This is a genomic window from Atrimonas thermophila (assembly GCF_045864955.1).
Classification (GTDB): Bacteria; Atribacterota; Atribacteria; order Atribacterales; family Thermatribacteraceae; genus Thermatribacter; species Thermatribacter velox.
The window spans coordinates 23,696-43,097 of the sequence record NZ_AP028803.1 but is presented as its reverse complement, the minus strand read 5'-3'; the positions used below and the strand labels follow the sequence as shown (position 1 = coordinate 43,097).

At 43.4% G+C, this 19,402-nt stretch carries 20 protein-coding genes; 7 read left to right on the top strand and 13 right to left on the bottom strand.

Translation table 11 applies throughout. The features are described 5' to 3' along the window. The 3 genes from ACKTT1_RS00210 to ACKTT1_RS00200 are packed head-to-tail and all read right to left on the bottom strand — an operon-like array spanning position 1 to position 2,970. The gene (locus ACKTT1_RS00210; protein ID WP_412709729.1) at positions 1-1,209 is read right to left on the bottom strand and encodes a tetratricopeptide repeat protein; all 1,209 of its coding nucleotides are present in this window, start codon (positions 1,207-1,209) and stop codon (positions 1-3) included. Further along, on the bottom strand, positions 1,199-1,888 hold the full coding sequence (locus ACKTT1_RS00205; RefSeq protein ID WP_412709728.1) for a tetratricopeptide repeat protein: 690 nt from the start codon (positions 1,886-1,888) through the stop codon (positions 1,199-1,201). The genes ACKTT1_RS00210 and ACKTT1_RS00205 overlap by 11 nt, the downstream gene beginning before the upstream one ends. Continuing rightward, positions 1,885-2,970, bottom strand: a complete 1,086-nt coding sequence (locus tag ACKTT1_RS00200; RefSeq protein ID WP_412709727.1) for an LptF/LptG family permease — start codon at positions 2,968-2,970, stop codon at positions 1,885-1,887. Before ACKTT1_RS00200 ends, ACKTT1_RS00205 begins: the two co-directional genes overlap by 4 nt. A 116-nt stretch (positions 2,971-3,086) precedes the next feature. On the opposite strand from ACKTT1_RS00200, the gene ACKTT1_RS00195 reads away from it, so the two are divergent. Then, the gene (locus tag ACKTT1_RS00195; RefSeq protein ID WP_412709726.1) at positions 3,087-3,713 is read left to right on the top strand and encodes a hypothetical protein; all 627 of its coding nucleotides are present in this window, start codon (positions 3,087-3,089) and stop codon (positions 3,711-3,713) included. 83 nt (positions 3,714-3,796) lie between these two features. On the opposite strand, the gene rpiB is transcribed toward ACKTT1_RS00195, so the two are convergent. Both rpiB and ACKTT1_RS00185 read right to left on the bottom strand, forming a co-directional pair. Continuing rightward, complete coding sequence (gene rpiB, locus ACKTT1_RS00190) at positions 3,797-4,267, bottom strand: ribose 5-phosphate isomerase B (RefSeq protein ID WP_412709725.1); 471 nt, start codon at positions 4,265-4,267, stop codon at positions 3,797-3,799. A 91-nt stretch (positions 4,268-4,358) separates the two neighbouring features. Continuing rightward, positions 4,359-5,303 (bottom strand): sugar-binding transcriptional regulator, encoded by a 945-nt coding sequence (locus tag ACKTT1_RS00185; protein WP_412709724.1) that lies wholly within the window; start codon positions 5,301-5,303, stop codon positions 4,359-4,361. Positions 5,304-5,439: 136 nt separating this feature from the next. Here ACKTT1_RS00185 and ACKTT1_RS00180 point away from each other — a divergent pair, with 136 nt between their 5' ends. The 6 genes from ACKTT1_RS00180 to ACKTT1_RS00155 all read left to right on the top strand — a co-directional run bounded on the left by ACKTT1_RS00180 (position 5,440) and on the right by ACKTT1_RS00155 (position 10,684). After that, positions 5,440-6,147, top strand: coding sequence for a FadR/GntR family transcriptional regulator (locus tag ACKTT1_RS00180; protein ID WP_412709723.1), 708 nt, complete (start codon positions 5,440-5,442; stop codon positions 6,145-6,147). Between the two features lie 37 nt (positions 6,148-6,184). After that, complete coding sequence (locus ACKTT1_RS00175) at positions 6,185-6,850, top strand: aspartate/glutamate racemase family protein (protein ID WP_412709722.1); 666 nt, start codon at positions 6,185-6,187, stop codon at positions 6,848-6,850. 65 nt (positions 6,851-6,915) lie between these two features. Next, complete coding sequence (locus ACKTT1_RS00170) at positions 6,916-7,917, top strand: TRAP transporter substrate-binding protein (protein ID WP_412709721.1); 1,002 nt, start codon at positions 6,916-6,918, stop codon at positions 7,915-7,917. Between the two features lie 92 nt (positions 7,918-8,009). After that, positions 8,010-8,480 (top strand): TRAP transporter small permease, encoded by a 471-nt coding sequence (locus ACKTT1_RS00165; protein ID WP_412709720.1) that lies wholly within the window; start codon positions 8,010-8,012, stop codon positions 8,478-8,480. Between the two features lie 13 nt (positions 8,481-8,493). Then, positions 8,494-9,780: a TRAP transporter large permease gene (locus ACKTT1_RS00160; RefSeq protein WP_412709719.1), complete on the top strand. Its 1,287-nt coding sequence runs from the start codon at positions 8,494-8,496 to the stop codon at positions 9,778-9,780. A gap of 13 nt (positions 9,781-9,793) precedes the next feature. Beyond that, complete coding sequence (locus ACKTT1_RS00155) at positions 9,794-10,684, top strand: sugar phosphate isomerase/epimerase family protein (protein ID WP_412709718.1); 891 nt, start codon at positions 9,794-9,796, stop codon at positions 10,682-10,684. Positions 10,685-10,703: 19 nt separating this feature from the next. Here ACKTT1_RS00155 and ACKTT1_RS00150 read toward each other — a convergent pair whose 3' ends face one another. The 8 genes from ACKTT1_RS00150 to ACKTT1_RS00115 form a co-directional block, all read right to left on the bottom strand. After that, entirely contained in the window at positions 10,704-11,414 is a 711-nt protein-coding gene (locus ACKTT1_RS00150; RefSeq protein ID WP_412709717.1) for a hypothetical protein, read from the bottom strand. A 244-nt stretch (positions 11,415-11,658) separates the two neighbouring features. Then, the gene (locus ACKTT1_RS00145; protein ID WP_412709716.1) at positions 11,659-11,817 is read right to left on the bottom strand and encodes a hypothetical protein; all 159 of its coding nucleotides are present in this window, start codon (positions 11,815-11,817) and stop codon (positions 11,659-11,661) included. 671 nt (positions 11,818-12,488) lie between these two features. Then, positions 12,489-13,472 (bottom strand): ABC transporter permease, encoded by a 984-nt coding sequence (locus ACKTT1_RS00140; RefSeq protein WP_412709715.1) that lies wholly within the window; start codon positions 13,470-13,472, stop codon positions 12,489-12,491. 15 nt (positions 13,473-13,487) lie between these two features. Continuing rightward, positions 13,488-14,501 (bottom strand): ABC transporter permease, encoded by a 1,014-nt coding sequence (locus tag ACKTT1_RS00135; RefSeq protein ID WP_412709714.1) that lies wholly within the window; start codon positions 14,499-14,501, stop codon positions 13,488-13,490. 19 nt (positions 14,502-14,520) lie between these two features. Continuing rightward, positions 14,521-16,023 (bottom strand): sugar ABC transporter ATP-binding protein, encoded by a 1,503-nt coding sequence (locus ACKTT1_RS00130; RefSeq protein ID WP_412709713.1) that lies wholly within the window; start codon positions 16,021-16,023, stop codon positions 14,521-14,523. 77 nt (positions 16,024-16,100) lie between these two features. Then, positions 16,101-17,153: a substrate-binding domain-containing protein gene (locus tag ACKTT1_RS00125; protein ID WP_412709712.1), complete on the bottom strand. Its 1,053-nt coding sequence runs from the start codon at positions 17,151-17,153 to the stop codon at positions 16,101-16,103. Between the two features lie 509 nt (positions 17,154-17,662). Continuing rightward, entirely contained in the window at positions 17,663-18,499 is an 837-nt protein-coding gene (locus tag ACKTT1_RS00120; RefSeq protein WP_412709711.1) for a carbohydrate ABC transporter permease, read from the bottom strand. 2 nt (positions 18,500-18,501) lie between these two features. Beyond that, entirely contained in the window at positions 18,502-19,302 is an 801-nt protein-coding gene (locus ACKTT1_RS00115) for a carbohydrate ABC transporter permease (RefSeq protein ID WP_412710589.1), read from the bottom strand. Positions 19,303-19,402: the final 100 nt, after the last annotated feature.

Genomic DNA, 19,402 nt, shown 5'->3' with positions numbered 1-19,402 from the left:
CTAAAAAACGCTTTGATTAAGCCAGTCGATGCGAAAGCGAACGCTCTTTATAAGCGAAGAACCATCAGCCCATTTGGCTCCCGGATAATTTTTAATGATGTAAAGATAAATCTGGTAAGCTTCCGCATATCTCTGCAGGCGCTCAAGGCAGAGACCTTTGTGAAAAAGAGCAGCAGGGGCAATCGCAATACCATTGTACCAGGTACCTTGAGGATACCTTTCCACACAAGCCTCAAAAGCAGCCAGGGCCTCGGAAAAACGTTCTGCCCGATAAAGCGCAGCGCCCTCAAAGTACTGCGCATCATCAGAGAGGTCAGTATTGGGGTAACGGCTGACGTACTCATCAAAATACCGAGCTGCCTCAAGGAAATTATTCAGTTTATACATGCAGTGGCCTATGGCATAGATGGATTTTCTTTCCAGCTCCCCACCAAACTCTTGGACCTGCTGATAAGACTGGTAGGCACCAAAATAGTCGCCAAGAATGTAGTAACAATCCCCGATTTCATAATAGGCGGCACCCACCAGGTCGCTCTGGGGATACTGCTCAATAAGACGACGGTACTCGCTGATTGCCCGGTAGTAGTCACCGTAGCCTTCGCCATAGCTTTTAGCAAGAAGATATTGTGCATCATCTGCAAACTCGCTCTCTGGATAGCTGTTGATCACAGCGTTAAGGTCAGCAACCGACTTCGCATACTCTTCAAGGTAATACAGGGAAGCACCTCTTACAAAAAGCACATCCCCCTGCAGTGAATCTTGGGGATAAAGAACAAGAAAACTGTTCGCCTCATCGACAACCCTCTCGTAAAAACCCAATTGATAAATCTCAAATAGAAAATCTCTCTGGGTCTGTGGGGTTTTCTCCGCAAGGTAAACCACACCCTCTGGATTGACATCGCAAATTGTATCGGCAGCAATATCAACCTCCAAAACCCTACCAGCGTAATCCGAATGTGAAAAAAATACGTACCGTTTCCCAGTAGGTACCTTATCAATCAGGAAGCTGCCATCTGCAAGCGTCAAAGTAGAACGATTGGCAACCTCCACCAGTACACCGTCCAGAGGTGCTCCGGCTACACTCAAAACCCGGCCTCTGAGAGAACCATATTGCAAAAAACCACCATTGAGACACCCGGCCAGAAATGCAACCCAGAGGGTGCCAGCTATAAGTATTCCATATACACCAATTTTGCTTTTACCCCTCATCTTTTTCTTCCTCCAGCCTCGCCAGCTCCTTTTTCGCTCCCTGATGCAAAGGAGAACTCTCAGGTAGATTCTCAACAATCCATGAGAAAGCTGATTTTGCCTGTTCAATGTTCCCAGCCTTAAGGTCCAAAAGCGCCAGATAATACCTAGCATAAGCATTAGAGGGCTGCGTTGCAACAACCCTTTCAAAAGCCTCTTTCGCTTTCTCCATATCTCCTATTTTATAACAAACATAACCAAGATGCAGCAAGTAAAGAGAGTTGTTCTCAGAACGTTTCAAAGCTTCTTCAAGCGCTTCCCGGGCTTTTTTCCACTCGTTAACCGAGGGCGCCTCGCTACGCAGTTCGTATATGTATGCCAAACGAAACCAGCTCCGATGGTCATCAGGGTGCGCTTCAAGGTGTGTCCTGAAGGCACGTATCGCTTTTTTGGAAATGCGAAAAGCGCTGAGATATTCTCCTTCCCGGTAATAGATAAGCCCCATTTCAAAATAGGCATCATGAGGCCTTATTCCCTGCTCTGCACACTCTTCAAAAAGCTTCAATGCCTCCTCTGTATCACCGCTCCAGAGAGCCTTTTGGGCTTCCTCAAAACAGTTCTGAGCTTCTTCCCCAGCAAAAGCAGCACTCAGAACCAGCATTACCAGCACTATGAAGAGACTCACCAGAAACCTTCTCATCGTCGATCCACACTCCAGAAAAGAATTATGCCCATCAAGCCAAAGATTACATCCGGCATCCAGGCAGCAAGCAACGGTTCCATGACACCCCCACGGCCTAAAGAGCGAAAGATAGAAAGCAACATGTAATAAGCAAAAGCCAGAATTACTGTCACAATAACTCCCAGGCCTTTAGTGTCTCTGGTGCGCTGAATGCCAAGTGGCATGCCCGCCATAACGAAAACCACAGCCGAAAAGGGAATGGAAAATTTCAAAAAGTACGCAACTTCCATTTTTTCGGTTCTTGCGCCGGCTTTTTTGAGAATTTCAATCTGTTTTTTTAGCTGGCGAGAAGACATTTCTTCAGGTGTGCGTTGCTTTTCAAAAAACTCCTTGAGTTCCTGTCGCATATCGATTTCCATCTCAGAAAATTCAATTTCCCTGACCAGCTTTCCCTCCTCGTCAAACTGGTGCACCACTCCATCTTTAATCAACCATTTATCTTCCAGCCAGAAGGCTGTCCTGGCAATGATCACCTCAGGATACTGGTTGTCGTTTTCCAGGAAGTAAATAATTACCTTCTTCATTTCCCAGGTACGAGTGTCCACCTCATTCACGTAAAAGTAGCGATTTTCTTCATCCCGGAAAAACACGTTCTGCTCTATTTGGGGAGGACTTTCTTTATAAACGTAGTAGCGCACCAGGCTCTGGGCGCGATGGTTGGTTTCGGGAACCACCAGGTCATTCAAGAGAAAAGAGCCAAAAGCCACAAGAAGTGCCAGAAAAAGGTAAGGAAACAGAAAGCGCCTCAAGCTCACCCCACTGGCCTCAACAGCAATAAGCTCGCTGTCTCTGCAAAAACGGCTCAGGCTGAGCTCCGCAGCCAGAAGATTGGAAATAGGGAAAGTCATAACCATATGAGCAGGAAGGTATAAAAGCAAAATTTCCAGAACAATCAGAAAAGGTACTTTCTTGTTCACAAAAAAATCAGCCAGTTCAAAAAGAGTTTGCACCAGCATTATAATGGTAACCGCACCCACCCAGGTAAACATCAAAATAGTGCTCTCGCGCATAACATAGCGATCCAGAATTTTGGGAAACATGCTTTCTTCCCTTCTTTTTTGGTTAAGTTATTTTACCATTAAAGCACCCTATCGACAGAAAAAGCGCTTAGCTGCTAAAATGGTAGCAGAAAGCAACCAAAAGGAGGGAGAGGCCGATGCCTAAAATCAACTTGCAAGATGCTTTTCAAACCCCTTTTCAGCTCATTGGTAAGGTTCCTTCAATTCTGGTTCCTTCTCTCATAGCTAGTCTGATAGGACTGGCACTATCGATGGGACTTCGCAACGCCTTTTTGATGGGAATGCGCTGGCAGGTCTTTGCAGTAACTATAATCAGCAACATAGTGGTTCTCTTCAGCATGGCCTGGATTACTCTTTTACTTGAAAAAAACCTGCAGGAAGAAAAAATCTCTCTGCAGGATTCCTGGGTAAGGCTTTCTGAGCGCTTAGGAAATGTGGGTGTCGCAGCTCTGGTGGTGGCTATCCTGGTTGCGCTGGGAACCTTTCTTTACCTAATACCGGGGATTTTGCTGGCATCCATTTTTCTGCCTGCCATACCTCATGCAGCCAAAGAAAATGCCAGCTTTGACAAGGCAGTAAGTTTTTCTTTTCGTTTTGTTTTCTCCCAAGGTAATTTTGGAGCGGTTTTCCTTATGGTTTTAATCGAATTCCTGCTGAGTTTGTTGCCGGTGATCGGCCTCTTTTTGGCCAATCTCTTTATAACCATATGGCTTCCTTATGCAGTTTTAAAATATGGAAGCACCGAAACGGAAACCCCTGCATAAAATGCAATTCCGCCAGGGTGGTTTGATGCCTTAATCCAATCCTGGCGGAATTGGCTCTGCACACAAACCAAAACCCGCTCAACTCAGGAAAATTTTTCTTTCAATAGCTGAAAAACGTCTTTTTCTACCTCTTCCAGGTAGCGCAGGCGTTCGGCATATTTGCCACCATCAAAAGGAGTATTTAAAAAAATATCCACAAACCGCAGCGCTTCTTCAAGAGGAGTAACCCGGGAGCCCATAACCAGAATGTTGGCATCGTTGTGCGCCCGAGCCATTTTTACAGTGAACTCGTTAAAGCAAAGTACCGCTCTTACTCCGGGATAACGATTAGCGCAAACCGACATGCCGCCACCAGTACCACAGATAAGGATGCCGCGGTCACATTCTCCCAGAACCACTGCGCGGGCTACTTTCTGAGCGAAAGGAGCTGTTCCCACCGGCTGCTCATCACCGGTTCCAAAATCCACCACCTCATGACCTACCTCCTGGAGCTTTTCCTTAATGACTTCCTTGTACCTGTATCCAGCATGATCTGCACCCAGAGCAATCTTCATGTGAAGTACCTCCTGTTACGTCTTTTTTCAAGAACTCAAAGCGGACCCTTTTGGGCTCTTTTTTCTCAAGAAGAAGTACAACGTTTAAAAATTATGCCACTTCGAGCAATTTCAAAGCTGTCAGCTCATCAGTAATCAGAATTTTAATAAACCGCCCGCGAATTGCTCCAAGGATAGCCTCAACTTTGCGTACACCACCCGCAAGACCTATAACATTCGGCATGTTACGCAATTCCAGTGGAGAAACAGCAATAGTGCGTCTGTGAATCTCGAGATCCAGCATATTTCCCTCGATATCATAAAATTGTCCAAATATATCACCCACTCCACCCATTCTTCTGATAATCTCCATGTCTTGCGTATCTATAAAACCAGTCTTTATGTAGGTAGAAAACTGCGGATGCACTACACCAATACCAAGAAAAGACAAACGAGCATTCTTCGCCATTTCAAAAGTTTTACGATTCACCCTTTCTGCAAGGTAAAATTCTCGAAGTTCTGGAGATTCAACAACGTTGGGAGCATGTATATAATAACACTCTCCACGATAAACGCTGGCCAAACGCTCTCCAATATTGTAAGGGTTCATAAAAGAGCCAACCGTGAGCCCGCCTGCTAAACTAACGAAGCGAACATCATAGACTTCTTCTTTGGGAATAAGGTTATCAGCCATATAACGTAAGGTACTTCCCCAACCAACACCAACCAGATCGCCTTTGCGAAGAACTCTATAGAGATAGATGGCGCCACCTTTTCCTACGTTTTCATATGCTACATCTTTTTCCTCAGAAGAGGGCACAACTACAGCATCTTCGAGCAAAAAAACTTTTCTGAGTTCCTCTTCCAGAGACAAAAGATGAGCATTAGGAGCTTCTATCAGAAAGCGCACTATCTTGCTACGCCTGGCTTTATCAAGCAACCTGGTAACCTTGGGTCGAGAAAGCCCAAAACGATCGGCTATTTCGCTCAAGGTAATGCCTTCCTGATAGTGCAACCAGGCAATACGAACCATCAAGTCTTCTTCGATTTTGGTCATGAATAACTATTCCCTCCCGACAAAATAAATTATAGGAGTCTAAGAATTGCTTTTCAAAAACATTTACCAAACATTTTAAATGATAACAAATTAGTGGGGCTTGTTGTTAAGTATTGATGTATGATATCATATAAGTATGAATGACAAAAACAAAGTTTTCCGCCCAGTAGGTAATTTATCCCTGCTGAGATTAACGTTGGAGCGCATTGAAGAATCGCTTTTGTCCCGCCAGCTAAAGCCTGGTGATTGGCTTCCTCCCCAAGGTGAACTCTGCAATATGCTGGGTGTTAGTAGAAGTACAGTTCGAGAAGCGTTGAGAATGCTGGAAGCAATTGGCATTGTTAAAACAGTGCGTGGCAAAGGAACCTACATACCCGAAAAACCTTCTGGAGAAAATTTGAATCCCCTGATTTTCTCTTTTCTTTTAGAAAGCAGCTCCAGCGAAGATATTTTTGAATTCAGAGCCGTCATAGAACCTGTTCTCACCGCTTTAGCAGCCCAAAAAGCAACTGAAGAAGATTTTAATCGCCTGAGAAAAATACTGACAGACTTAAAAGAAGCTCTCAATAAGAAGTATCCGACCGATGAATTAGCCAAAAAAGATATGGCTTTTCACAAAGCTATTTTCGCTTGTTGCAAGAACCCCTACCTTGAAAAAATAGGCGTTGTAGCCCTTAAACTTTTCAGAAATTCCATTGCTCGCTCGATTACAATAGACCCCCTGAGCGCTATAACTGACCATGAAAACATTCTAAAAGCAATGGAAAGCAAAGATGCATCAAAGATACACAACGTAGTGCTTTCTATCCTTGAAGGATGGAAAAAGAGAGCCTTCGAAACATAATCAATTTTTCCAAAATTTTTAAAAGGAGGTTATCCCTTTGGCTAAAATAGCCGCCGTTTATACCGCCTTAGCCCTTGTAGAACCTTTAAAAACGATTTTTAAAGAAGTTTTTCCGGAAGCGCAACTCGTTAACATTGTCGATGATAGCCTTATAGGTGAAGTAATAAGCAGTGATGGGCCAACCAAAAGCGTTAAAAGAAGACTTCTCATGTGTTACGAGATAGGCTTTGAGAGCGGTGCCGATGCAATACTCAACACCTGTTCTTCGGTGGGAGAGGTGGTAGATCTTCTTCAACCACTTTTCGACAAACCCATTTTTAAAATTGATCAGCCAATGGCCCAGGAAGCAGCGAAATTAGCTGATAAAATAGGCATTCTGGCCACTCTGTCAACCACCTTGGGGCCCACCAAGCGCCTCGTTCTCTCTGAGGCTTCCAAGCTAAACAAGAAAATAGAGATTAAAGATACCCTGGCAAGGGGAGCCTTTGAAGCCCTAATGAAGGGTAACTTAGCAGAACATGATCAGCTCATTAAGCAAGCCGCCCTTGAGCTGGCCAGCGAGGTAGACGCTTTTGTGCTTGCTCAAGGCTCCATGGCCAGAATGGAAAAAGAGTTAGCATCTCTTACCGGGAAACGAGTCTTTTCGAGCCCAGAAATGGGCGTAAGGGCTCTCAAACAATACTTTATGGGGGGTGGTAGATAGGCTAAGTTTTTGGGGTTTTTTAAAAAGCTTAAGATAATTTTTCAGAAAGCAAGGTGGTGAAAAGCGTGAGAAAGAAAATCTTTCTTCTTATAGGGGTAATGATGGTGCTTCTGGTTTTTGGTGCTTCCGCCTTTGCAGCCAGCAAAATAACCCTAAAATATGCTCACATGAATTCTCCGACAAGCGTAGCTGGAAGACAAGCTGATTACTTTGCAAAACTCGTTGAGGAAAAAACCGGAGGGGCAGTAAGAGTCGAAGTATACCCTTCCTCTCAGCTGGGTAATCTCCAAGAACAAGCTGAAATGGTAAGTATGGGCACAGTTGCGCTTCATCATAATACCATGGCAGGCATCGGTTCTCTCTACCAACCATTTGAAGCTTTCGACACCCCCTATCTGTACGAGGGGGTAGATCATCTCCTGAAAGTTACCGACCCACAAACCTCACCAATTATGCAGTCACTATCTCAACAGCTTGTCAATGCCCGTAATGTGCGAGTCTTATATACTTTTTATTTTGGAACCAGACATCTGACATGTGATAGGCCCATTTACAAGCCAGAAGACCTCAAGGGAGTCAAAATCAGGGCTATACCATTCCCTATTTACATGACTGCCGTAGAAGGTCTGGGAGCAATTGCAGTACCAATAGACTGGGCTGAAGTTCCAACAGCCCTTGCCACAGGCGCAGTAAACGGCCAGGAAAATCCCGTGAATGTGGTGCTTGCCAACAAGCTCTATGAAACTCAAAAATACCTTATGCTAACAGGACACATAATGGGTGCCGAAGTGGTTGTCATGAATGAAAAGACATGGCAAAAACTCTCTCCAGAAATCCAGCAGGCTATTCAAGAAGCAGCCGCTGAAGCCAGTAAAACAGCTACTCAATGGACCATTGAATCCGAACAAAATGATATTCAAGCCCTGAGAGAAAAGGGTATGACTGTAATTGGACCTGACGAAGGACTTGACATCGAGGCATTCAGAACAAGCGTTTGGAAACTCATACAGGAGAGATTTGGAGAAAAGTATGGTGAATTTTACGAAAAAGTGAAAGCCATGAAGTGATTTTGCAAATGTAGAGCTATCCTCTCCAAGGAACTATCTTCTCTTTGGAGAGGATAGCTCTTCTTTTTGAGAGCGAGAGGTGTAAATGGGCGATGAAAAAAGTTCCGCTTTTAGAAAAAGTAAGCCATTGCTGTGAACTTGTTGCTAAAATATCGCTTGTTGCTCTAATGCTTTTCGTTTTTACTCAAATCATCCTGCGCAATATTTTTCTGCTTGGCTTTCCTCAACTGGATGAAAGCTCAAGGTTAGCTCACCTGGTTTTGCTTTTTATGATGGTTCCTGTCCTTTTTGCAGAAGAAGCCCACATTAAGGTTGAAGTATTGAAAAGATTTTTGAGCCCCAAAGCCGACCGACTGGTTAATCTGATATCGCAATCCTTAAGCTTAGGATTTGTGGTAATCTTTATGTTCAGTAGCGTTACGCTGCTTGAGAGCATCTGGGATGTCCCCACCGCAGCTCTTAGAATTCCCAGTATCATACTCTATGCAGCACCAATCACGGGGATTGTTTTTTCCGGCTTTTTCATAACGAACAGGATAATTCAGGTTTTTATGGAAAGATGAGAGGGGAGAAAAAGTGAGCGGAATACTGCTGCTTGTTTGCTTTGGTATACTATTACTCCTCAAAGTACCACTTGGGGTTAGCTTTGTAATATCAAGCGCCCTCTATCTTTTGCTAAATGGCCTTCCTATTACCTGCGTTGCACAACGCATGGTGAACTCCATTAGTTACTCTTTTCCGCTGTTGGCGGTACCTCTGTTCATTTTTCTGGGTTCACTCATGAATACTACCCAGCTTACCAGGAGGATTTTTGACGCGGCAAAGCTTTTTGTTGGATCAGTAAGAGGTGGTCTGGCTTACGTGAACGTTTTAGCAAGTTTGATCTTCTCAGGAATCTCGGGAGCTGCCCTTGCTGACGTAGGAGGTCTGGGAAATATTGAAATGAAAGCAATGCGCGATGAAGGCTACAGTGATGAAGCCTCAGTAGGTATAACTCTTGCCTCTGGTACCATCGGACCTATTTTCCCGCCCAGTATCCCTTTAATCATTTATGCTGCTGTGGCTGAAGTTTCCGGGGTAAGACTATTAATAGCTGGTGTTATACCTGGCATTCTCATTGCTGCTTTTCTCTGTGTTCTCATTGCTTTTTTCGCTAAAAGAAGAAATTATCCGGTTCACATCTCAACATCGAGCTCCCGAGAAAAATGGAAAACTATCAAAGAAACCCTGCCTATCTTGATACTACCTCCTCTTCTGGTGGGAAGCCTCCTTATGGGGTGGTTTGGACCCACGGAAATAGGAGCGGTAGCTTGTGTATATACCATTTTGATAAGCCGTTTCGTTTACAGAGAACTTTCGCTACAAAAGTTTTGGCTGGCAGTCAAAGAAGCCATTCGGTCTACAGCATTGATAATGTTTACTGTTGCCTCGGCTTCTATTTTTGCCTGGTGCCTTACTGTTGCCCAAGTTCCCCAGAATCTAACCTCCTTAATGCTTTCCGTTTCTCAAAACCCCATAGTGCTTTTGCTCTTCACCAATTTACTTCTTCTGGCTATCGGCACCTTTATGGAGTCTATATCAGCCATATTGGTAATAACTCCCCTGGTAACCCCAATGTTGGTACGAGCAGGTGTCGATCCAGTCCACATTGGTATTGTCATCGTGCTAAACCTTATGATTGGACTTTTGACACCACCAGTCGGCATGAGTCTTTATATGGGCAGCATTGTCACCGGTATACCCTTCGAGCGCATAACCAAATACATTGTACCCTGGCTCTTGCCGCTTCTGCTTTCCCTGCTGGTGGTAACCTTTATACCCCAACTCTCCCTGTGGTTGCCAAGCTTAATTTTTGGCAAATAAAGGAGGAAAAGCGATGGTAAAAACGTGGCCAGTTTCGATTGGAACAGTTATATACCGTGGATATGACCTGAAAACAACTTTTCAAAGCCTTTCCAAGCTGGGAATAAAATATGTGGACCTGGACTGGATCAGGCCTCCTTCAACCGGCTTTAGGGGAGAAGGATACGGAGTTCACATAAACGAAGAAAATTACACTAAAGCTCGCGAAATACGTCGCATGATGGAAGATTATGGACTGGAATCTATAAGTTTCAGTGGCCACATGTTTTTGATAACCGAAAAGGATTTGGACCTCTTTTACAAAAAAATGGAGTTTGCCAAAAACATAGGCGCTCAATATATTGCCACAGTTGAAGGACCAAAGTCAGAAGAACAGCGTTTCTTGAGCAATCTGGAACGAATCGAAAAAAGAGCGGAAGAGTTGGGTATAGTGGTATGTCTTGAAACCGGCATGCCCGGAGACATAATTCAAAATGCCGATGATGCCCAGAGAATTCTGAAAAAAGTAAATTCTCCCTACTTAGGTCTGTCTTATGATTTTGGTAATGCCTATTATGCAAACCGTGGCAAAATTAATTTCCTGGATGAATTAAGTAAAGCTCTACCGTTCACTAAATTACTCCACTTTAAAGACGTAAAGGTAGAAAAAGGCGGTGGTGAGTTGATAATAATAAGTAATTGTATCCCTGGTCAGGGCGTCATTGACTTTGAAGCCATCTGTCAGTTCCTAACCCAGCGAAACGAAATCCTGCCGATCACCATAGAAGCAACCTACTTCTGCGAAAGCAAAAACTGGGAACCTTTTGAAATAAAAGACTATACGAAGCCACTCGAAGAAGTAGAAGCTATGATAAAGGAAGCAGTTGGCTTCCTTGAGCGCAACCTAAACCCGGATAAAATCTAAAATAGTTAATCGCCAGCGCCTATTCAACGATAATCATCTGGTGTCCTTCAATTTTAGGAACCGTAAAGCTTATGTACTTTCCGTCTTGCTGAAAAGGTAAGATCTGATCCTCAGGGATACATCTTATCCTTTCAACATTAAAATCAACTCTTAAAGAAATCCTTACATCTTGCAAGGGTATAAGGTCTTCTACCACCTGCAATTCTCCCTTGCCGGCGATGGGAAAATACAGTAGATGTAGCAAAAGGGAACTCTCTTTACGGAGTACTGTTATTTCTCCTGAAACTGGAAAATTGGAAACCCTAACCAGAGGAAATGGCAAAAGCCTATCGATACAACCTCCAACAACCTTTCTGTACACCGGATAAGCCCACTTTCTGTACATAGCGAAAATAGGATGGGTAATGTAAATTACCCCCCCAATCTGAACAATGGCTGGTTCCTCGGTAAGCTCTGCAGGCGGAGTCTGTCCGTGCGAACAAAAGGCTTTCCAACTCCGGTTAAAGTAGGGGCGGACCAACCTTCCCAGGATTTCTCCCTTCTCAGAAAGTAGCGAAACTCTACTTCCTCGTTCATAAAGAATATAGTCGTACTTTTGATCCAGCGACGGTAAAACTTCGCTTATCCGCAGATATTCCTGCTCGAAAGGCGAGGGACCAAGATAGCTAAGTCCCAGCTCGGGCAAGGCAAAATCTTTCTTATTTATATCCAATCCAGACTCGTGGCTCAAAATCAGCTTTCCACCTTTTTCCAGAAAACACCTTATTTTTTGAACCAACTGAGTATCAAACAGTACTTCGTCGGGGGCAATAATCAAACGTTTAAGTCTACACCATGTGGAGCACTTAATCAGTCCAGTTAATATTTATAAATATCTCCAGGTTCCTCTACTCAAACTCCAGGGTAACCTTTTCTTGTTATCTACTTTTTCTGTTCACCTCCTCAGGTGAAACCGCATGGTTTCCAGCTCAACTTCATCTTCTCTTTGCAGACTTCTTCAAATTCACCATAAAACTCACTTCCCCATCCACCTGAATGACTTTTACTGGAAAGGGACTGTACCCAAGCAACTCTTTCAGGAAGTTCTTAGCCAGAGAAGAGGTAGCTTCTTGAGTGCAAAACGGAAAAGGCAAAATGAGGAACCACATACCTGGCAGTGAACTGGTAGTAACTTCTTCCAGGAAGAAAGCGGATATTCAGGGCACAGGATGGAGGAGTTCTTCGGGGTGTTAAGGCTTTAAACCTCTGGGTTTCCTCAGAGTTTTTGAACTCGTTCTACAAGCTCCAAGGACCATTGGGGTTTGCACACCTTCCTGAGTTTTCGGAATAAATCTTCCAGATTCTTCAGGTTCTGGGATTGAATTTCTTCTTCCAGCAGTAATAAGTATTTCTAGCTATTTTGTATCTTCTTTAGGTGACAGATACTGAGTGCTTTTTTGGAAAACCCCAAGACTTCTAAGCACAGCTTTGCTTTCTTGCTCAAACCGTGAAGACACGCAAGTTCAGCGAGTGAGGCACAGAGTGAATCAGGATTGAGTGCTTCGGAGGAATGCGATTAGAAGACCACCCAAATGCTACAGAAAGGGAAACAAGGCGTTGGAAGCAGGAAGGTAATTTAATAAAGCAATACGAATCCTTTCTTCGGGGCGAAGTAAATATTGCAACCAACAACGGTATTCTACCTCCACTATGAAGCAGAACGCAGTGATTTCGACCAAACGGCTTTACTTAAACTCCTGTGTTCCAACACCAAAGGTAATCTTCAGCGACAGAACACAAAGCGCTTTCTCCTCCTCGCCTAACCTTACCTCCTGCGTACGTTGCTGGCATAAAAGCTAAGCATGACGAAGAGAATGATCCCGAAAGTAACCCATTTGGCCGCGTCACCAAGACCAAAAGCGACCAAAAGGTTGGTCAAAGCCTGCAAGAATATGGCTCCCATAATGACGCCTAAATAATTACCACCACCACCGCTCAGTGGCACTCCACCAAGAACCACAGCCGCTATGCTTGGCAAAACATAATTAGAGCCCATGTCCTTAAAGGCGATACCCATATTACCGAGTAAAAGTAGACCAACCAAGCTGGCTAAAGTGCCACTTACTGTAAAGGCAGCAAACCGTACCTTTTTAACGTTAATCCCGCTCAAATAAGCAGTACGCTCGTTGGCACCCACCCCAAACAGTATTTGACCCCATTTTGTATTGTTGAAAGCAATGGTCGCCAATACCGCTACGGGAATTAAGACAAAAAGAATGTTGGGAAACTCACCGGTGGACTTGGCAGCCATCAAAGTTAGGATGGGTGAGGGCCTTCCAGTGATGGCTTTTCCTGCAACATAAGCATTAACTATGCCCTGCAATATATCGGCCATGGCCAGAGTAACCACCAAAGGCGGAAGCCTCAAATAGGAAGCAAGAGCACCATTGGCCATGCCTATGGCTATCCCAAAACCCAGCGCAACCAGAACAGCCAGCCACAGGTTGCCATTGCTTCCATTCATAATGCTTGCCGTAACCACCGCGGTTAAAGTTGCGTTGTAACCTACAGATAAGTCAAGGCCTTCTCCTCCACCAGCTATAACAATCATCTGACAAAGCCCGAAAAGAGCAGTAAACGAAGCCAATTTGGCAGTAATCAGAATCTGACCAATGCTTAAGAATCCGGTAGGCAGGGTTATTTCTCCAAAAATGAATATGGCCAAAATCAGCACCAAAACGACCAGTATTTTTTTATACTTTTCATACCAGAGCTGAATTAAAGCCACTTTACCAATGGTATCCTTCATTTTTCTTTCTCCCTTTCAACGCTCTTCCTTGGTTATGGTCATATAGGCAGGACCAGCGATGGCAGCAATGACAATTATTCCAGAAACCAGCGTCTGGTAAGCATTGGGGATATTTGCAAAAAAGATTATTTTACTCACAAAGCTGAGAATTAAAGCTCCTACTAGAGCAAAATATATACTGCCTTTTCCCCCTGAGAGAGCAATGCCTCCCACAACCACTGCTGCTATGGATCGTAAGGTAAGCGGACCACCCATCCGTGCATCCCCAGTCTGGTTCTGAGCAACGAAGAATAAAGCCGCCAGGAAAATAAAAATCGCATTAATCACACAGGCCAATAACTGCGTCCTTGCAGTATCTATGCCGCTATAGTAAGCGCTTTCTGCATTGCTACCTACAGCATAAATATAGCGACCAGTCCTGGTCTTGCTGATCAAAAACCACAAAAAACAACCCACAAGTACCAGAAACAAAGATGGAGGGACAAAGTAATCCAGCGATCTGAGAAAAGCAGGAAGACCCTCTACGCTACGCATTCTGTAAAAAACACGGAACCAGTCTACGGTTTCCCCACCAGGAGTAGGTCGCAAAAATAGAGCCCAACCCAACCAGAGATAAGAGGTGGCAAAGGTAACAATCACCGGAGGTATTCTCAAATACCCTATACCAATACCATTTATGACACCGGTTAAAACAGCCACTGCGAAAGCTGCAAAAAGTGCATAAACCCCTGTCACTGGGTTATCAGTTCGCATCACCGTGGTCAAAACACAGGTGAGAAGAGAAAGCGCTGTGCCCTGGGATAGATCAAGCCCACCCGAAACAATCACCACAGCCTGACCCATGGCCAGAAGAATAAGAGGAGCAAAGGCATTGATGTTTCTTATGATGGACCTGGTTTCAAAAAAATTTTCCTGCAACACTGCAGTTATAATGAACATAGCAACCAGGATCAAAAGACTGGAAGTTTCGGGCTTTAAAAACGCGCCCTTCAAAAGAGAAGTTCCAGAAAGTGCTTCGACTTTTCTCATCATTGCCACTCCTTTGCAGTCATCGCTTCACCCGCATAGAAACAGCGGTTATAGCATCGTCGCTGATTTCTTCTCCGGCAAGGCTGGCCACAATTTCTCCTTCATACATAATCAGCACCCGATCGCAATGCTCAACCAACTCTTCGTTATCGCTGGCATAGAGAATAACCCCAACTCCTTTATCTCTGGCCAGTTTTACAATGTATTCATAAAGATCCCTTTTAGCTCCAACGTCCACTCCCTTAGCCGGGTCAGCTAAAAGAAGAATTCTGATGTCAAAAGAAAGCCACTTACCCACCACGACCTTCTGCTGATTACCACCAGAAAGAGTGTTCACCGGAGCATCAAGACCAGGTGTTTTTATGGAAAGTATGTTTACTATTTGCTCGCACTCGGTGCGGTATTCTTTCTCCGGTATAAAAGGAGGATGGTCGGGAAGACCAAACTTGGGAAAAACCAGGTTCTCATAGACAGAATGCTCTAAAAAAAGGCCTTCTCTCTGTCTGTCTCCTGGAACAAGCACTATGCCGTTCTGAATAGCATCACCTGGTTTGCTAATAAGAAAATTCCTTCCCTCAAGGTCTACCTCACAACGAACAAAGGGGTAACTACCTGCCAGGGCGTACATGAGTTCGTTCTGGCCCTGACCAGCAAGCCCTCCGATACCCAGAATTTCTCCTTTTCGCAACTCCAGGTCAATGTCCTTGAGAACACTATTTTTGCTTTTGGGTCTTATCTTTACGCCAAGCAACACCTGACCGCTGAGTGTTCCATGATCCACCTTAAAACTCGCTTTTTTAGTTTCTCCAGTGATATATCCTATAATTTTATCAGGGTCTTTTTCTTCTTTATCGAAATCAATGGTGGCCACATCTTCACCATTTCTGAATATGGTAACATCATCGCATATCTCCATCACTTCCCACAAACGGTGCGAGGTAAAAATCATGGCCACGCCCTCATTAGCCAGCTTTCGCATATACTCAAAAAGATTTTTAACCTCATGCTGCTCCAGTGCTGCGGTAGGCTCGTCAAGGATAAGGAGCCTGGGGTTGCTTGAAATAGCTTTAGCAATTTCCACCACCTGCATCTCGCTCGGAGACAGCTGGTAAACCCTTTTTTCTATGTCCAGGTCGGGCATCAAATTCTCAAGAATTGCTCTGGAGAGCGCTCTTGCCTCTTCGTTTTCAAGGAACAGGCCTCGGTTTTTCTCCATACCTAAAACAATATTTTGCCAAACAGTAAGGTCTGGAACCAGACTCAGGTTCTGGAAGACAAGAGCAATACCGTTTTGCCTTGCTTCATGCGGATTTCTATAATGTACCGCTTTACCTTCGTATATTATCTCTCCAGCATCCGCACGGTATACCCCAGCAATGATTTTGGAAAGAGTGCTTTTTCCAGACCCATTGGCTCCCAAAAGACCGGTTATCCGACCTTTTCTGCACTTCAAATTCCCATTGGAAAGCGCCACAACGCCTCCAAAATACTTCTTTATACCTTTTGCCTCAAGTATTACCAAGCTCGATCACCCTTTTAAAAGTTCAAAAAACAGGGTCGTCCACGTGGACGACCCTGTTTTTTGCTATCTTTATTTGTTTATTCAAAGAGTGCTGCTACTTCTTCCTCCGACATAATTTCGTTCAAGAGATAATCATCGGGCTTGTCTTTGAGGAGTTCCCAACCTTCCTCAAAGTTTTCATCGGTTATGAACATGCTTACCTTGTAGAAGTAAGTGTTGTCCTTCAAAACACCCGGTTTAAATTTCTTGCCGTTATAAAGCTGCAAGGCGATTCTAAAGGCAGTACCACCTATTCCCGGAGGATTAGGCTGAGCGCAGGCCTTAAACTCTGCACCCTCATCACGCAGTCTCTTCCATTCTTTAAAGAATGCCGTACCTGGGTCTCCAATCATTGCCTTGGGTAGTTTTCCAGCATCAAGGAAAGCAGAAAGCACGCCGTAAGCCATTCCATCCTGAGTAATTACGCCGTCTATCTGCTGGCCGGAAGCAATGATTTGAGAAGCCACTTCTTTAGCTTTGGTCTGATCCCAGTAACCACTGGTAGAAGCAATGAGCTTGATATCGGGATAATTTTTGAGCACGTCCGAAGCAGCCTTCATGCGGTCAATGTTTGCTGGATGTCCTTCAAGTCCGTAAATCTGAATGATGTTCCCTTTCTGGAGAGTCGAACAAAGCCATTCTACATTCTTTTTGTGCCATGCATAGTGGTCAAGGGTCACATTTACAACGTCTGGAGCGGTAACAGTGGCATCAAAAGCTACCACCAGTATGCCTTCTTCCTGGGCTTCTTTAATAACTCCGTTCAGTGCGGTGGGAGAGTTGGGGTTAACCAGGATGATGTCAACGCCCTGAGCGATGAAGTCACGAATGATGTTGGCTTGTTCAGTAGCGTCACCATTGACAACATTGTTCACAATTTTGTAGTCGGCGATTTTACCCGCTGCCTTGTACTCATTACCCACCTGTTCTAACGAGTTAATCATAATGGTTCGCCAAGAAGTACCCGAAGAACCAGTAGAAATACCTACTACCGGAAGTTTGGCAAAAGCCTGTACTCCCAAACCCAGCAGGAAAAGGGCACATATTGAAACCACTAGCATGACCTTCTTAAAGTTACGTGTTTTGGTCATCACTAAAACCTCCTTCAAAATTTGTTTTTTTTCTCGGTTACCAGAAAGTATGTTTTTTAACTCTCCTTATATCATCACCTCCTATTCAAAATTTTACACCTGCAAAACCAATTATCACCATCTCTCAAAGGCCTTACTGTAAGAAACTTGCCCATCAAAAAGGCAAGGCGGAAATTCACTTTTTAACTGGAACGGTGCTCTGTCCGACCTTTGCAAAATTACCTATAATGTTATAACAATTATAACAACTTTCCCCACAAATTCAACACTTGCTGGGAATGATAATTTTTGCTCCTTTGGAGGTTTGAAGGAAAACAGAAATAATAGCGGGTTCCTCTCAAAAAATAGAGACAATAAAAAGCTAAAAATCTCTGTGTATCCCATTCCGATTCGTCCGATACTAGAAAGCAAGCAGAAAGACTCAAAATACCCTTAAGCTTCTGTTTATTTTATTACATTAAACATCGACAATTGTTAACGACAAATCGAAGATTAATCGGCTAAACTTCTTATTTAATAGCTCCGGCCGTTAAGCCCCCTATAATTAACCTCTGAAACACGAAGACAAAAAATATTATGGGTAAAAGCGCTAGAAAAGTAGCTGTGCTAATAAGTTCCCACGGAAAAGCGTATTCTCCTGGATAAAGAGCAATCCCAACTACGGCTGTTCGCAGCGCATTTTGATTAAGTAATACAAGAGATAACAGAAATTCACACCAAGAAAACACAAACACAATAAGAAAAGTAGCAGCTAAACCGGGTAAAGAGAGGGGTAATATAACATTCTTAATCATCCCTAGAACACCGCATCCATCAACTTTAGCTGCATCTTCTAATTCAAAAGGTACACTCCTGAGAAAATTTGTCAAAATCCATACAGCTATTGGAGAAAAAAGACCGCCATGCGCCAAAATTAAGCCTAGATAATTATTTATTAAACCTAGTTTTCTAAAAAAGATGAAAAGCGGCGGAGCTACTGCAATAGGTGGGAACATAGAAATCATAAGCACAAACAATAGCAAAGGCTTTCTTCCTTTCAACTTGGTTCTTGCAAAAAAGTAAGCGCCTAAGAAAGCAAGCAACACAACCAAAAGAGTGGTACCCAAAGAAACAATTAAACTATTAATCAAATAACGTGAAAATCCGGAACCGCGTAAAACCAGATGATAATTCTCCAGTGTGATTTTTCGAGGCCAGTAACTTATAGGAAAAGCATAAATCTCGCTCTGAGTCTTTAAAGAAGTTAAAAAAATCCATACGACAGGAAAGAAAAAAACTAAAATCAAAAGTAAATTTACAAAAAGAGTTTTAACAGAATTAATTATTAAAAGCCTTTTATTTTTCATTTCTATAGTTCCACCTCCAGGAATCTCAAATACAAAATACTTAAAACCAATAAAATGGCAAATTGTACAATGATAACCGAAGCAGCATAATCAAATTTAAGAAACTGAAAAGAAACTTTGTAAGCATAAAGACTCAGGGTTTCCGTAGAATTAACAGGACCTCCTTGGGTTAAGTTAAAAGGCAAATCAAAGCTCCTAAAAGCATCCATAGTTCTGAAAAGTAAAGAAACCAAAATCGCCGGCTTCAAAAGAGGAAGCGTGATAGACTTGAAGGTAGTCCACTTTGTGGAACCATCAATAAGAGCAGCTTCGTAAACTTCATTAGGGATAGATTGTAAACCTGCCAGAAGTATTAGAGCCATGAAAGAACTAGTTTTCCATATTGCGACAATCATCATAGAAATCATTGCAAGAGGAATTTGTCCAAGCCAATTGATGCCTGCTCGGATTAAACCAACTCTTAAAAGCAAGTCATTAAAAATTCCATAGTCAGTATTGTACATCCAGCGCCAAACAACTGCGTTCAGGGCCGTAGGAATAGCCCAAGGCAAAAGAAGCGCCGCTCTTACCAGGTATTTACCCCTAAATTGCCTGTTTAACCACAAAGCCAAAAACAAGCCCAATACCAGTTCAAATGGTACAGTAATGCCTGTGAACAGAACACTGTTTTTGAGAGAAACCCAAAATTCTTCATCATTTATCAGGCTCGAATAATTTTTTAAACCAGATAAAACCAATTTATTACCCAATAAAGAAAAACGACTAAAACTAAGAAGGAAAGTATAGAAAGTAGGGAATATCATCACGAAAATGAGCAACCCAAAAAGAGGCAAAAACAACAGCCATTCACGTTTATACACATGGACTTTTGTCAATGCTTTTGTTCCTCCTTCTTAAATAAGA